The organism is Hyphomonas sp. CACIAM 19H1 (assembly GCF_003325995.1).
In the GTDB taxonomy this organism is placed as follows: domain Bacteria; phylum Pseudomonadota; class Alphaproteobacteria; order Caulobacterales; family Hyphomonadaceae; genus Hyphomonas; species Hyphomonas polymorpha.
On the sequence record NZ_CP016437.1, the window covers coordinates 2,690,498 to 2,705,035 of the forward strand.

A 14,538-nucleotide genomic window follows, 5' to 3' on the forward strand; every position below is an offset into this window, starting at 1 on the left:
TGGCTTTGACCATTGGTCGGGCCTACAAGACTGTTTTCGCCGAGATGTGCAGCCGCAGCCTGGCACTGCAGAGCGCATGGCGCTGACCTGTTCCGGAAATCAGGCAGCAGCGGACCCCCGCAAAAGCGGCATTGATCGCGCGAGCGCCTATTTTAATGCGGCCTTGGCTTTCAATTTCCTTGCCGATCAGCAAGCCGATACCCTGGCCTGCGAGACAAGCAGCTGCACCCGTTTTGCCCTCGACCATATCGAGCGGTCTTTCATTCATCAGGAGGCACTCCCGCTTCCGGCTGCCAGCATGGCCGTTGCCGGGGCAGATCGGCGTTTTGATATCCGGCGCCGCCTGGTGCGCGCCGCGGCGCTGAAGGGGGCGTCGAAAATGGAGGCCCCGGCCTGTGGCACGCCGGAAGCGTGCCTCCTGGCCGCGAATGAAGCGCTCGGATCATACAACTGGGAGGGGATGGCCGCCTCAGAGGATGGTGTTGTTTCCGCGCTCGCCTGCCGCGCGCTCAGTCTCCGGTCGCAGGTGAATTTCCTCCGCGGTCCCGCGCAGGAATCCCTGGAGGTGACCGACCTGCGGCACATTGTTCAGCGCTGCCCGGATTTCTCCGCCGCAGCGGTGGAAAGGCTCGCACAGATCGCATTTGGAAGGGCAGAGCAGCTGCGCGCGTCCATGTTGCATTCGGGCGGAACACAACCGGGCAAAGCCGAGGCCATTTCCCTCGGAACGTCCGCCGTGGCGAGCTATACGGATGCTCTGCAATCAGATGAACTAAAACTGCCTGCATATCGTAACATGGGTCTGGTCCATCTTAAGCTGGCCGAACTTGACCGGACCAGCGCCTGCTTTCATTTCGAGGCGGCCATAGACGCCTTTAACACAGCTCAGGCGCTGAGCCAGGCCGGGGGAGGCACAGACCACGCAGCCGATCTTGAGCGTCTGGGCGCGAGCTATCTGAGCCTTGCTGATGCCAGAGAGAAGATCACGCCGCTCGAAGAAGAAACGCTGATCAGCAGCGCCATTCGCGCTCTGGAAACGGCAATCCTGCAGGCGCCGGCATATCAGAGCTGGATCACGCTCGGCGGCGCCTATACGCGCGCCGGCCGTGAAAAAGATGCAGAGGCGGCTTATCGCGCCGCGCTGGCCCTTGCGAGCACGGATAATGGCGAACAAGCGTCTCTGTCACTCGCTCGCCTTCTGGAGAAAGCGGGGAAACCCACCGAGGCACTTGCCGTACTGGAACCTCTGTATACATCCCGAAAGGCTGGACCCGATCTGGAATATACGGTCGGGCGGCTGCGTTTTACCCGGGCAGACCATGCCGGCGTCCTTGATGCGCTTACCCGGGTTATCCCCCGGCTGCAAAGCCCTCTGGACGCCGAAGCGCACTATATGGCCGGTATCTCCGAGTCCATCCTCCGCCGTCCGGGCTGGCAATCCCGTATGCTCACCCACGGGGACGCTGCTGCCCAGTCCAACAGCTTTGCGGTCAAGTATATCCGGCTCGATTGCCTCGCGCACATCCTCGCCGGAGGCAAGGATGTGAGAACAGCCGCGTCACTGCAGCGCTGCCCGTCTGGAACTACTCCCGAAAGATACCTGCTCCGGGGCATGTATTTCCTGAAACAGGCCCAGCTTATGGATGTTTCCGCCTATAATGCGGCATCGCAGGATTATTGGAGAAGCGTTCTTCGTCTTGCCGAGGAATCCTTCCGGGCCGGCCAGCAGGCGGCGAAAGCACAGCCCGGCGCCAGCACCAAGGTCTGGTTCGACGATCTGCAGCGCGAGGTCAATGTCGAAGACATGCTCGCAAGCGGCCTGACCGTTATCAGCCGGTGCCGCCGGGAAGTCACGATCCCAACGGAGTCCGGCACATGGTCCGGACTGGACTCCTTCTTCGGTCACTATGGAGTCCTCAAATGCTCCGCATCTTGATTATCCGGCCCGGCATTTCCTCCTCCCGCCAGAAGCAGTCCATTCGCCCTCTCGCTCTCTTACTGGAAATCTGAACCATGCAGCCGACAAACGACCCTGACCGCACCGAAGGACTCGTCTTCCAGCCTGTGCCGACCCAAGAAGACATGCGCGCCCTTTCCGAAGAAGCCAGCAAGGCCAGAAGCGGCCGGGCGCGCCTGTTTGTTGCCGTCGTCTTCCTTACCGGCGTTGTTGTGGCGGCCGGCTTCGGGATGGCGATGGTCAAGCAGAATGCCGCCGCCGCGGCCGAACAGGCAGAAGTTCAGATCAAAAAGCTGACTGAGCAGATCAAGGCGAAGGACACGCAACTCAATTCGCAAGCCGAAACCATCCGGCAGCAGAAGAAAGAAATCGACAGCTATGCGCCCTTTCAAAGCATCGTGACGCTGCAGCAGCAATCTGACCGGCTCGAAGAAGAGATTGCAGCGCTTCTTGCCCAGCCCAGCCGGGCCGGCGCGCCCAAGCATCTCACCGAACTGCCGGCCCAAGTCGAGTGGCTGGACCAGACGGTCAACGCCCTGCGCGCCCGCCGCGACCGCCTGCAGCAGATAAAGACCCAGATTGAAGCCTGGCCGCCCGCTCCGGTTGCTCCGCGTCCGGACTGATTGCCCACCTCCCTACAGGAAGCCCAAACCATGACAGACCTGATCCAAACCCCTGGCGAACTGTTCATCCCTGTTACAGTCGAGGTGAAGCCCGCTTTCAGCTTGAAGGAACTGGTATCGGAGTTTCCGGACCGTCAGACAGACTGGACCATTCCCGAAGCCTTTCTCTGCCTTGTCCTGTCGGCGGCGCTGGCAGACGGCCGTATGGCGCAGCAGGAATCAGAAGAACTGATGGCCCTTGCGCATCGCTCGCGCGTCCTGCGCAATCTTGATCCCAACGAACTCGCCGCTATCAACCGGACGGCTCTCAAGCGCCGGGCCGACCGTCCGGAATGGCAAGCGGAAGCCTGCCGGGCGCTTCCGCACGACATGCACCTATCGGTCTTTCTGCATTGCCTGGATCTCTGCCTGGCAGACGGTGTCATGGTCCCGGCAGAAGCCGAATATCTTGAAACGCTCCTGGCAAATCTCAGCATCACCCCGGAAGATGCGCGCCAGGCCGCTCACATCCTGTCGGTCAAAAACCGCTACTAGAAGAGATGCGTCGGCGCTGTCCATGGACGGCGCACACTCTGACCGGCTCCCTGCTTTCGGCCTTGGCTGAAGGGAACTTTCTGCGCTCCGGTTGCGCTCTGCGTGCTGCTGCGGGAAGGTGGTCGCATTCAACCGGTACTGGCGGTCACCGCTCAAGGCAGTGAGCCATAGGCGTCAAACCGGCCCGGCCCTGGATGCCGAAGCAGTAGGAAGGGAACACAATGCTGAAAGAAGTTTCTGAATACAAGGGTGACCCCGAAAACGCTTTCTCGGACCTTATTGCCAAAGTGGGACGCCCGGGAATCCGGACCGCGATCGTTCATCCCGTCGATCTCCTGTCCCTTTCGGGCGCCATGGCCGGACGCGAGGCGGGCCTGATCGAACCCGTCCTGATCGGGCCCGCCGTTCGCATCACGCAGGCTGCAAAAGCAGCAGGCATTGACCTTTCGGGGATCGAAACCATCAATACGCCGCACAGCCACGCCGCCGCCGCAGAGGCTGTGAGCCTCGCGGCAGCCGGAAATGTTTCGGCACTGATGAAGGGGGCACTCTCCACCAGTGAACTCATGGGGGCCTGCGTTGCGGCCGGCGCCGGCCTGCGCACCGAGCGGCGGATGAGCCATATCTTTGTCATGGAAACGCCCGCCTGGCCGACATGGCTTCTGATTTCCGATGGCGGCCTCAACATTGCGCCAGACCTCATGACAAAACGCTGGATCGTGCAGAACGCCATCGACCTTGCTCGTGCCATTGGCATCGATCCACCGCGTACGGCCATTCTGTCCGCCACCGAAGTCGTCGATCCGCACATGCCTTCGACGATAGACGCTGCCGCCTTGTGCAAAATGGCAGACCGGGGGCAGATAAGAGGTGGCCCCGTCGATGGACCGCTCGCCTTCGATCTGGCGATCTCGAAAGCATCTGCAGAGGCAAAAGGTCTTGTCTCCCCAGTCGCGGGTGCCGCCGATATCCTGATCGTCCCGACCATCGAGGCGGGCAATATGCTGGCCAAACAACTCGACTATCTCGCAGGCGCGGCGGCAGCCGGACTAGTCCTGGGCGCAAAGGTTCCCATCATCCTCACCAGCCGCTCCGACAGCGCGCAAGAGCGCGCGGCTTCCTGCGCGCTGGCAGCCGCATACCTGCATTGGTCTGAGGCGGCAAAATGAGCGGCGTTCTTATTGCTACGCTGAACTCCGGCTCTTCCAGCATCAAGATTTCCGCTTACAGCTTCAAGGGGAATAACCGGGCCGGCGTGGAGTTGTTGCGCGCCAACCTCTCCGGACTGCCCGCCGCGCCGCAGTTGTCGGCAAAATCGTCAAATCCGGAAACCGCCGAACGATTTCTCGCTGCTGCCGATATCTCGAACCTCGACCAGAAAATTTTGGCGCCGCGCCTGCTGGTGGCAACAGAAGCCGCTCTGGGCGCGCCCGTGCATGCGCTTGGTCACCGGGTCGTTCAGGGCGGGGCCGGCATTGTGGACTCGCGCCGCGCCACGCCGGACATGCTGGATCATCTCGAAACATTGTGCCCGCTTGCGCCGGATCACCAGCCCCACAATCTCAGCGCCGTGCGCGCCGTCGCTGCGAAGCGGCCTGACCTGTTCCAGACGCTATCCTTCGACACAGCCTTCCACAGGATGCAGCCGCGGCTTGCGCAACTCTATGCAATCCCGCGTGCCCTGAGCGAAACGGGCATCATTCGCTACGGCTATCATGGCCTGTCTTACGCCAACATCGCGCGGCGGCTGCCGGACCTTTTTCCCCATCGTCCCCATCGCCGGACACTCGCCCTGCACCTGGGCAGCGGTGCCAGCCTTTGCGCGATATTGGACGGCCGCAGTATAGCCACCTCCATGGGGTTCTCCGCGATCTCCGGCGTGCCCATGAGCACGCGCGCGGGCGACATTGATGCGGGCGCCATCCTTTATCTCCTGAGCGAAAGGCAGATGAGCCCGGAGGACGTCTCGATCATGCTGCGCAAGCAGTCAGGATTACTCGGCGTCTCCGGCGTGTCAGGCGATTTGCGAACGGTCGAAGCGAGCGGGACGCCGGAAGCCGAAGAAGCAATCAGCCTCTTTATCTATCGGATCGTGCGGGAATGCGGCTCCCTGATCGCAGCGCTCGGCGGGCTGGACGCCATCGTTTTCACAGCCGGCATTGGAGAAAATTCACACCGGGTGCGGGCAGGCATTGCCGACGGCCTGTCATGGGCCGGCGTCGTTATCGATCCGGCAGCGAATAGGGCCGGCGCGCCCCTCCTGTCACCTCCAGACGCACCGGTCAGTGTCGCTGTCGTGCCCGCAGATGAGGAATCGGAAATCGCTCTCGGCTGTCTGTCCGTATACGAATCTTCCTGCCCGGGATCGTCAATCTGAAGGCGTCATTGCGGCAACTACGTATAGGTTGACTGGGCCTTTGCACGCATATTGAAAAAGGGGGGCAAACTGGAATCCTGACCTGGAAGAAGGAGTGCATCATCATGGCGCGTGCATCCGCCCAAGCCGAAAACGTCAAGGCCACATCGAAAGCATTTTCCGCTGTCGATCCATTTATGTCAGCATGGCCGATGGCCAGTTCGGGCGCCAGCCCGCCAGCAACCCTGGAAAGTTTCCGCCGGATGAGCGAGATTCAGATGGAAATGACACGGTTCTGGGTCGAACGCGCCCGCAAGAATGCGAGTGCGCTTTCAGCTTTCGTAACCTGCCGCTCGCCGAAGGATTTCCTGGAGATCTGGCGCAATGCCGCCATTGAAGCGGTGACCGATTATGCCGACGAGGCGGCGCGTCTCCTTGACCGCACCCGAAAATAAGCGGCCCCGCGCGCCCTATCGCCTTCTGGCGCAGTCGCATCTCGCAGCCGAGGCACAGTAGCGCGCGGCCACCTCGTGCCTGCGCGGTGTCGCCGATCACCATGCCCGCGTGTGCCGTTTATGGGATCTTCCTTCCTGAATGCGCAGCCCCTACAGGTCAGCCGCAGCGCTTTCGTTCGCGCCGTGCTTCCCTTCGAAGGCTGGTAATCCCCGGACGGCATCCAGGCTATAATCCTCCTCGCGGAAAAGGCGCGGATAATAGAAGGCTCGCAGCTCTGCATGGAAGTTTCGGACAGATTGCTCATACGCCAGCGTTGCGGCGACATCCGTGCCAGCAAGGGATTGCAGTGTCCTCTCCATAAGCGCAGGCGGCGCAAGCCACGAGATCAGCGAGGCAGCGCGGTCGCGCTGGTAGCGACCTTCATCATAATCTCTGGATAGGTCCTCCGCTGTCTGATCACCCACCTGCTGGAAAGCATAATACCACTTCCATTCAAAACCTTGCTCGATCTGGCTGTAGGCAGACCATTCCGGATGCCGCTCCAGAAACGCCTTCATCGTCGCTTCTCGCGGGCGATCCCAGCCATCGTTTACCGACTCGCGCTGAACCATCATGATGTCGGCGCCGGCGGGCACGGGGATCGCGCGCTCGACAAGAACCCGGCCTGACGCCGGAACGAGCACGGCCAGCAGCAGCCAGGTGCCCGCCATCGCGGTAAGAATAGTTGCTGACGGCATCGCCAGCCGGCCAACGAAAGAGGTGAGCAGGCCCCAGAAAGCCAGGTGCAGAAGCACGGCGAGCCCGGCGCCGACTATGGCCATGCCGCTGGCTTGCTCCAGAACTGCGCCGATAAGGAATGGAATGAGCAAGCACGCCGCCAAGCAAGCGATCCTGACACCGGCCCGCATCCGCCAAGGCGCTGCGTCCCGGCGTGCCGTCGCTGACAGCAGTTCGTACCGGCCGGCAGTGCGCTCGGCAGCCCTCAGATCATATAGCATCAGAATGACAAACAGAGGCGCGAGGAAGGCCGCCACGAACGCAAAGTCCACCCGGCCGATCAGGGCAGCGTCCGGATGCTGCGGATCGGCCTCATGGATCTGGCCTTCAAGCGCCAACATGCGGACGCGGTGCTTCCAGGATGCAACGTCGCGCTGACCGAGCGCCGCGAAAGCCAGCTCCGATGGCGGATCATAGGTGAGGTGAAAGGCGTAATATGCCGCCCCGCCCCAGTCCGACTGATCAGCCAGGGAGGCTTCACGGTCGGCCCGGTCAGCCTCCAGCAATCGCTCAATCGTCTGGCGCTGGGCCCGCACTTCAGCAATACCCGTCACGACCGAGAAAGCAGAAATAAGCAAGGCAAGGCTGAGCCAGATCATCGCTGCCCTGTCTTTTGACAGGAACCAGGCTTCGCGAAGAAAAGATGTTTTGAAATTCACGGTCTCAGCCTCCCGGCGGCATAGGCGAGCGCCGCTACCAATCCCGCAAACCAGAGTGCCAGCATGACCAGAAACGGGGTAGCCTGAAGCAGCCGCTCTCCGGCTGGCGCCGGGTGAAAGCGGAACCTATCCAGCACCTGCCAGTTGCCGGCACTTATTCTTGCCCGGTCAAAAACCTCTACATCGCGATTACGGTTGATATCGTCCGTATAGGACAGATCATGGGCGTGGGCGCGGTTCAGGCCTTGCACAAATTCGTAGCGGATAGTCTCCGCCTCCCTGAGGAAACGGTGATGCGTGCCGAGATCTGTGCCCGACAGTATCCGGGACGCGGAACTGGCGGCGATGAGAGGTGAGGCCCAACCAAACGATCCGATGACCTGCGCCTGAGCCTGCTCCCGCGCCATTTGCGCTTCGGCATATTCATTCAGCAGTCGCGTCAACCGCTCTTCCGAATAGAGCGCCACCATCCCGCGGAAATTCACCGGAAGGTCTTCGATCCGCTCGGCATTATGTTCCGAGAGAAGGTTTGCTCTCAACGTATCGTAAGCCGACGCGCCGGCATTATGCCCATCCCCCACGTCGCGCATGTCGATGGCGAGCGCGAGGTCTGTCTCGATCTTTCCCGGCACCGGTTCCACCATGCCGGCAATATTGACGGCGGCGCGCGGCATTATGATCGCTGCCAACAGCCAGACGGCAAACAGGATGCCGAGGGCCATACCACGTTGATTTACCAGCGCGGACACAAGCAACGCCGCCGCGCCCCAGAGACCGAGATAGAGCGCATAGGTGCCCGTGACGACAAGGCCTGAAAGCAAAGCCTCACCCTGCGCGGCAGCGAAGGCTGACAATCCGCAGATGGGCAACAGCATCACGAGTATGACGCTGCCAAGCGCCGCCGCCTTCCCGGCAATCAGCACGCCGGGGCTGAGCCCTTGCGCGAGGAGCGGCGCGAGCGTTGCGCTTTCGCGCTCGCGCACAATCAGCGAATGGCCGAGCACGATCAGCAGTAGCGGCGCAAAAAGCTGGTAGACCAACGCCGGTGTCAGATCCGCCAGCCGGCCAAGGGACGCGCCCCCGCGCGCCTCGGCGAACATGGCCGAGTTCTGCCGGTGGCCTTCCAGAAAAATAGACTGGCCGGTCACCCGGTCCACACCGGGGTCGAGAATGGCGAGCGGTCCCGGAATACGGTGAACATAATGGCCGTAATGCACCATCCGGTGCGGATGGCGGTCAGGCTGGACGAGGAAACGCTCTTCGGCGGCCTGCTGATGCTCCAGCCGCACGTCGCGCTCATGGCTGACCCGGGCTGCCGTGACGAAGCTCGTCACAACAAGCAGCACGGCCATCACGAGCAGCCCGGCAAGGGCGAGCCGGGAGCGAATCCAGAACCGCCATTCGTCGGCGGCAATTGCCAGAATATGCCTCATGCGGCTTGCCGCCCCACGAAGGCGGCATGGACTACCTCGGTATCAATGCGGCCGTTTTCCGGCGCCGTGAAACGGCCAACCAGCTCGCCCTTCCGCAGGAGCGCAATCCGGTGTGCAACCTGACACGCTCCGTATACGTCATGTGTCACCATCAGGACGGATTTGCCCGCCCCGGCCAGACGGCGCACAAGCGCGTGAAATTCATCAATCGCGACAGGATCAAGACCGGAAGTCGGTTCATCCAGGAGCAGGATCGGTGCCTCCCGAAGCAGAGCCAGCGCAATGGCCACTTTCTGGCGCATACCCTTTGAATATTCGCTCAGCCGGTTTGCCCGCGCGGCGGTTTCAAGCGACACGCCGTCCAGCGCGGTCTCTATCGCTTCCGCGCTGGACGGCGCGCCGGCGAGCGACAGGAAGTAGCGCAGGTTCTCGCGCGCGCTCAAATGTCCGTAAAGGGCGGCGGCTTCCGGGAGATAGGCGATTGCCGCGCGCGCAGCCGCCACATCATCCTGCACCGCGCGGCCGTTCACACGAACAGCGCCGGCGGCTGGCGCGAGGAAGCCGAGCAATGTGAGAAGCGTGGTCGACTTGCCTGCCCCGTTGCCACCGAGCAAGGCAAAGGCCTCACCGGCGCGGACATCAAACGAGATATCCTGCAGCACGCGCTTTCCGGATCGCTCCACACACAGCTTTTCAGCTTCAAGCACCAACGTCATGACGTTCTCCTTAGAAACGGTAAGCGGCAGAAACCCGGAAGCTGCGCGGCGTACCGGGCTGCACCCAGAGCTGCGAATACGAGTTCGCATACCAGGTCTCGTCCGTCAGATTGTCGACCTCTGCCCGCAAGGTCAGGCTGGGGGTCAGGTCGTATGCCGCGAAAGCGCGCAGCAGCGTATAATCCGGCAGCTCGAAATTTGTGCCAATTTCGCCAAGGCGCTCGCCTACATAAACCAGCCCGCCCCCAAAATTCAGCGGCCGCCCGGCAAGCTCAGCCTCTTGGGTAACCTGAAGACTGAAGGCATGTTCAGGCACGTTTAGAAGCCGCGAACCCGCCTCCACCGGCAAGGCAAAATCCGGATCGAGCACATCATTCTGCAGGGAAGCATCAACATAGGCATATGACATCCAGACCGACAGCGTCTGTGTCAGGCGCCCCTGGAGATCGATCTCCAGCCCCTTGCTCTCGGCCTCGCCGCCCGCAATCGAGAAGCCTGCATTGGCCGGATCGGAAACGAGGATGTTATCCTGTTCGATCTGGAAAACGCTCACCGTCCCGACAAGATCGTCCCCCGCCAGAAGGAACTTGATGCCTCCCTCGATTGATTTGGACTTGTTGGGGTCAAAAGGATTTCCGGCAAAATCAGAACCAGAGAGCGGCCGGAAGTTTTCTCCGTACACCGCATAGAGCGAGATTGCGTCGCTCGCACTGTAGACAATACCGAATTGTGGGCTGGTCCGGCTGAAAGATTGTGTGCTGACGCTATTGGAAAGGCGGTTTTCAAGCGTCTGCGAATAATCATCATAGCGCAGGCCCACCCGCACCTCGAGCCGGTCTGTCAGGGCGATCTGGTCCTGGATGAAAACACCCGTGGCCTCCTGCGTCTCGACCCGGTCGGTCAGCGGTCCCGGCACCGGCAGCGGGTACTGACCATAAACCGGATTGAAGATGTTGATGGCCTGGAGCTGCGCGAGCGTCGGATTGGAACTCAAAACCGGAGCACGCGCCCTGCCGAACACCTGATCATTCTCGAACCGGTCGGTATCAACCCCCATCAGCAAGCGGTGGCTGACCGGGCCGGTTGTCACCCGTCCGCTGACTTCGCCCCGGACGACATAATAGTTCGCGTCATAGCTGCGATAGCGCCGCTGGCGGGTCAGGGTTTCGCCATCAACCATCAGGCGCTGGCGCGCAGCAGTCAGTTCCGGCTCGGTGGAGAAGCCCTCAAGCGCCGTATCCCGCCAGTTCGCCCCCAGCATCACGCTCCAATCATCGCTCAGATCATGCTGCAGCTCCAACTGGTGACCGAGCACATCTGCCTCCAGCGGGCCGTCACCCGGCTCGCCCAGAAAGCGGCTTTCGGGAATGCGCCCCAATTCACCCTCGACGGCGACAACGCCGCGATCAAAAGGGATTTCTTGGCGGCTGTACTCAAGCTCATAGGTCAGCAGGGTGCGATCCGTCAGCCGCAGCGCCACAGACGGGGTCGCGCCGTATTTGAGTGTCTCCACCGTGTCGCGGAAACTGCCGGCGTCCTCATAGAAACCGACGAGCCGGATGGCCGCCATATCAGACAGCGGCGCCGTCCAGTCGCCATCCACACGCCATGTGTCGAAGCTGGCCGCCGAAGCGCGCGCTTGCCCGGCAGTTTCAAAGGTGGGGCGCTTGGTAACCAGGTTCACGGTGCCGCCGGGTTCGCCCCGGCCGAACAGGGCAGCACGCGGCCCCTTGAGCACTTCGACGCTTTCGACGCCCGACAGGTCGCGCGGGCCGCCAAAGCCGCGCCCGGCATTGAACCCATTGACGAGGTAATTGCTGGGCAGGTTCTGATCGCCGATAAAACCGCGCACGGCAAAACTATTCCACAGGCCGCCAAAATTATTCTGCCGCGCGACAGAGGCAGACAGATCCAGCGCCTGAGTGAGGTCAATCGCCCCGGCATTGCGCAGCACGTCTTCGCCGATCAGCTGGTCGGCTTGCGGGATCTCCAGTGTGTCGAAATCCCCACGATAGGCCTGGCGGGCCCCCAGAACGACCACCGTCTCCTGGCGCATCGCCTCCTCTTCTGTTTCGGTCTCCGCGAGCGCCGGGGATGCGGCTAGGGCAAAGGAAGAAACCGCCGTCAGAAGCGAGCAGACGGAAAACCTGAACATAGTGAAGAACCCTCAATTCGAGACAAAACCTGGACGGTTGGATGCGAGTATTATGTTATCATATAACGCTCTTACTTCGGTGCCTTGCGCTGTCAATCCAGGCTATGCGCCGCAGGGGCAGATACGCGTCCGGCAGGCACCCCGCCCGCATCTGGCCGTTATCCCTCACCCTTTCGGAGCGCTGACGGGCTGAAGGAAATGGGCCAAGGCAGGAACAATGGGGACGCCGAGGCGTTCTGAGGAGCATCGTTCCTGAACAGGATCGGCTTGATCAACCTATTACTCAGTCAAAGCACGCAGGAGAGGCCCGGCGATGCCAGGAACGGGAAATCTCAAGGCCTTCACATTGCGCCTCCTCCTTTTCTTCATGGTGCTTGGTTTGGCCATGGCCCTGTGGGTGATCCGCGACGCGATCCTTCTCATCTTCCTCGCGGTCCTGATCGCCACTGCGATTCACGGCATCGCCGATGCCCTCATGCGCCTTTTCCCACTGCCAAGGCCCGGTGCGGTGGCAGGCGCAGCGCTGATCCTGGTGAGTGGCCTTGGAGGAGTGTTCTGGATTTTCGGATCACAGATCGCCGGCGAGGTGTCCGATGTCTTCAGCCGCCTTCCGGAGGCTTGGACACGCATCAAGGAAATGATGCAGGGTAATACCGTCGGCACCGCCCTGGTTGCGGAGGTCGAAGCGGTTGGTTCAGGCGCGTCGCCAGGCGCCCTTTCAGGTGTTGTCAGCAATGCCGGCGGTTATGCTCTTCCCCTGGCTTCCGGGCTTACTTCGGCCCTTCTGGTGCTCTTTATCGCAGGCTTCCTGACGCGCTCTGCAGCCTCCGTTCGCCGCGGGGTGCTTCTGCTCCTGCCGGCCGGAACGGATGAAAAAGTCGGCGAGGCGCTCGACGCCTCTGCCCGGGCCCTGAAGAAATGGCTGCTGGGCATCACGATCGATATGGTTGTCATCGCCGTGCTGATGGGAATTATTCTATGGGCATTCGGCGTGCCCGCCTTTATCGGCCTGGCCCTGATCGCCGGCCTCTCGCAATTTGTTCCAACTGTCGGCCCACTGATTTCTTCTGTTCCCGGCATCCTCCTCGCCTTCACGGTCAGCCCGATGACAGCGCTGTGGGTGGCGCTGGCCTATGTCGTCGTCTCCCAGCTTGAATCAGCCCTTATTTATCCGCTGATTCAGGAGAAGGCCGCTGCCGTTTCCCCGGCGCTCATCCTGATTTCCATTCTCTGTTTCGGAATGCTGTTCGGTATGCTCGGCGTTCTGCTCGCGACTCCCCTGCTGGTGGTGCTCTCGGTATTCATCGTAAAGCTCTATGTGCAGGACACGCTTGGCAAGCAAGCGTCCTATCCGGGACAGTAACCTCTCATCCGGAGACAGGAAGTTCTCGCCATTCACGAAGCACCTGCGGAACGCAGCAGCGACCGCGGGCGTTATGCTCCTGCGGTGACCGCTCGGTTCAGCTTCTGCGCAGCAGGATCATCTTCTCCTCGGTCATGTCACGCATAGTGTAGGGAATACCTCCGGTGCCGTACCCGGACGTTTTTCGCCCCGCGAAAGGCATCCAGTCAGTCCGGAAGGCAGTGGGATCATTGATCATCACAGCAGAGGCGTCGAGGCGGTTCGCCGCGCGCATCGCGACATCTATATCCTGGGCGAAAATGCTCGCCTGAAAGGCAGTCGGCAGGGAATTTGACCGCATGATCGCTTCATCGAGATCGCCATAGCGATACACCGCGACCACAGGACCGAACACCTCCTGCGTGGAGACTGTCGCGTCGGCGGAGGGGTCAACCAGCACCGCAGGTTCAAGCATAGTCTCTGACAGGCGCCTGCCGCCGGTCGCCAGCATGGCTCCGCCCCTGACGGCCTCGTCAATCCACTGTCCCACACGGTCAGCTTCGCGCGGCAGGATCAATGGTCCGACCTCGGTGTTATCCAGGGAGGGATCGGCGGTGCGCAGTTTTTCGACACGGGCAACCAGCCTTCGCGTAAATTCGCTGGCGATATCGCTGTGCACGAATATGCGCTGCGTCGAAACGCAAACCTGCCCGGCATGGTAGTAGCCCCCCTTCACAATAGGCTCGATGACCTTGCCCAGATCGGCGCTGCGGTCGACGATGGCAGGCGCTGCGCCGCCATGCTCAAGGGCAGAACGCGTGCCAGGAGCCAGCTTGCTGTGCAAATACCAGCCGACCTTTGCCGAGCCGATAAAACTGAGGAAGGCGACGCGCTGGTCCGTGGCAAGTCTTTCGGCCAGTTCATTGTCATCCGTGATGAAGGTCTGGCACCAGGGCTCCGGCAAACCCGCCTCGTGAACCAGGGCCACAAAGTCGACACAGGACAAGGGCGTTGTAGCAGCCGGCTTGATGATGACGGGGCAGCCGACCGCGATGGCGGGGGCGACCTGATGGACGATCAGGTTCAGCGGATGATTGAAGGCGGAGATCGCCGCGACGACGCCGATCGGTTCCTTCGTGGTGAAGGCCCATCGGTTTTCCGCCGCCGCCGACAGCCCCATCGGGATTTCACGGCCGGTAAAATTGCGCAATTCGTCGGCCGCGTTATGAACACCATCGATGGCGCGGCTGGTTTCGATAATGGCATCGGGCAGAGGCTTGCCGCCTTCCCGCGCAATCTGCATGGCGAAGGCGTCGCGCTTACCTTCCATCAACGTCGCCAGCTTGCGGAGCACCGCAATGCGCTGATGAGGCTGGAGCCAGCCGCCGCGATCCTTAAAAACGCGCTCGGCAGCTTGCAGCTTGCGCTCCAGTGCGGCCGCATCGTCGGTCTCGACCTCCGCAATCTGTGCGCGGTCGAAGGCTTGATGGACCTTCAGCATTCTTGGTTTCCTTGCATCTTCTGGCTCGT

Annotated in this window: 12 protein-coding genes; 7 read left to right on the plus strand and 5 right to left on the minus strand. The window is 61.5% G+C overall.

Going from position 1 to position 14,538, the window contains the following annotated elements:
- Nucleotides 1–163 precede the first annotated feature (163 nt).
- The 6 genes from BBF93_RS12420 to BBF93_RS12445 all read left to right on the plus strand — a co-directional run bounded on the left by BBF93_RS12420 (nucleotide 164) and on the right by BBF93_RS12445 (nucleotide 5,925).
- Nucleotides 164–1,936 carry a hypothetical protein gene (locus BBF93_RS12420; RefSeq protein WP_162786549.1) on the plus strand — a complete coding sequence of 591 codons (1,773 nt, stop codon included), beginning with the start codon at nucleotides 164–166 and terminating at the stop codon, nucleotides 1,934–1,936.
- Between the two features lie 77 nt (nucleotides 1,937–2,013).
- Complete coding sequence (locus BBF93_RS12425; RefSeq protein WP_114106122.1) at nucleotides 2,014–2,580, plus strand: hypothetical protein; 567 nt, start codon at nucleotides 2,014–2,016, stop codon at nucleotides 2,578–2,580.
- A gap of 30 nt (nucleotides 2,581–2,610) precedes the next feature.
- Entirely contained in the window at nucleotides 2,611–3,114 is a 504-nt protein-coding gene (locus BBF93_RS12430; RefSeq protein WP_114106123.1) for a tellurite resistance TerB family protein, read from the plus strand.
- A 221-nt stretch (nucleotides 3,115–3,335) separates the two neighbouring features.
- Complete coding sequence (locus BBF93_RS12435) at nucleotides 3,336–4,283, plus strand: bifunctional enoyl-CoA hydratase/phosphate acetyltransferase (protein ID WP_114106124.1); 948 nt, start codon at nucleotides 3,336–3,338, stop codon at nucleotides 4,281–4,283.
- Nucleotides 4,280–5,491 carry an acetate/propionate family kinase gene (locus BBF93_RS12440; RefSeq protein ID WP_114106125.1) on the plus strand — a complete coding sequence of 404 codons (1,212 nt, stop codon included), beginning with the start codon at nucleotides 4,280–4,282 and terminating at the stop codon, nucleotides 5,489–5,491. Before BBF93_RS12435 ends, BBF93_RS12440 begins: the two co-directional genes overlap by 4 nt.
- 104 nt (nucleotides 5,492–5,595) lie before the next feature.
- The gene (locus BBF93_RS12445) at nucleotides 5,596–5,925 is read left to right on the plus strand and encodes a hypothetical protein (protein WP_114106126.1); all 330 of its coding nucleotides are present in this window, start codon (nucleotides 5,596–5,598) and stop codon (nucleotides 5,923–5,925) included.
- Between the two features lie 150 nt (nucleotides 5,926–6,075).
- Here BBF93_RS12445 and BBF93_RS12450 read toward each other — a convergent pair whose 3' ends face one another.
- Genes BBF93_RS12450 through BBF93_RS12465 form a run of 4 tightly spaced genes read right to left on the minus strand, consistent with a single transcriptional unit; the run spans nucleotide 6,076 to nucleotide 11,666 of the window.
- Nucleotides 6,076–7,362 carry a DUF3526 domain-containing protein gene (locus tag BBF93_RS12450; RefSeq protein WP_233349117.1) on the minus strand — a complete coding sequence of 429 codons (1,287 nt, stop codon included), beginning with the start codon at nucleotides 7,360–7,362 and terminating at the stop codon, nucleotides 6,076–6,078.
- Nucleotides 7,359–8,795, minus strand: a complete 1,437-nt coding sequence (locus BBF93_RS12455) for a DUF3526 domain-containing protein (RefSeq protein WP_114106127.1) — start codon at nucleotides 8,793–8,795, stop codon at nucleotides 7,359–7,361. The genes BBF93_RS12450 and BBF93_RS12455 overlap by 4 nt, the downstream gene beginning before the upstream one ends.
- Nucleotides 8,792–9,511: an ABC transporter ATP-binding protein gene (locus BBF93_RS12460; RefSeq protein ID WP_114106128.1), complete on the minus strand. Its 720-nt coding sequence runs from the start codon at nucleotides 9,509–9,511 to the stop codon at nucleotides 8,792–8,794. Before BBF93_RS12460 ends, BBF93_RS12455 begins: the two co-directional genes overlap by 4 nt.
- Nucleotides 9,512–9,521: 10 nt before the next feature.
- On the minus strand, nucleotides 9,522–11,666 hold the full coding sequence (locus BBF93_RS12465; RefSeq protein WP_114106129.1) for a TonB-dependent siderophore receptor: 2,145 nt from the start codon (nucleotides 11,664–11,666) through the stop codon (nucleotides 9,522–9,524).
- Between the two features lie 313 nt (nucleotides 11,667–11,979).
- Here BBF93_RS12465 and BBF93_RS12470 point away from each other — a divergent pair, with 313 nt between their 5' ends.
- The gene (locus BBF93_RS12470) at nucleotides 11,980–13,029 is read left to right on the plus strand and encodes an AI-2E family transporter (protein ID WP_035596530.1); all 1,050 of its coding nucleotides are present in this window, start codon (nucleotides 11,980–11,982) and stop codon (nucleotides 13,027–13,029) included.
- Nucleotides 13,030–13,126: 97 nt separating this feature from the next.
- Here BBF93_RS12470 and BBF93_RS12475 read toward each other — a convergent pair whose 3' ends face one another.
- Entirely contained in the window at nucleotides 13,127–14,509 is a 1,383-nt protein-coding gene (locus BBF93_RS12475) for an aldehyde dehydrogenase family protein (protein ID WP_114106130.1), read from the minus strand.
- Nucleotides 14,510–14,538: the final 29 nt, after the last annotated feature.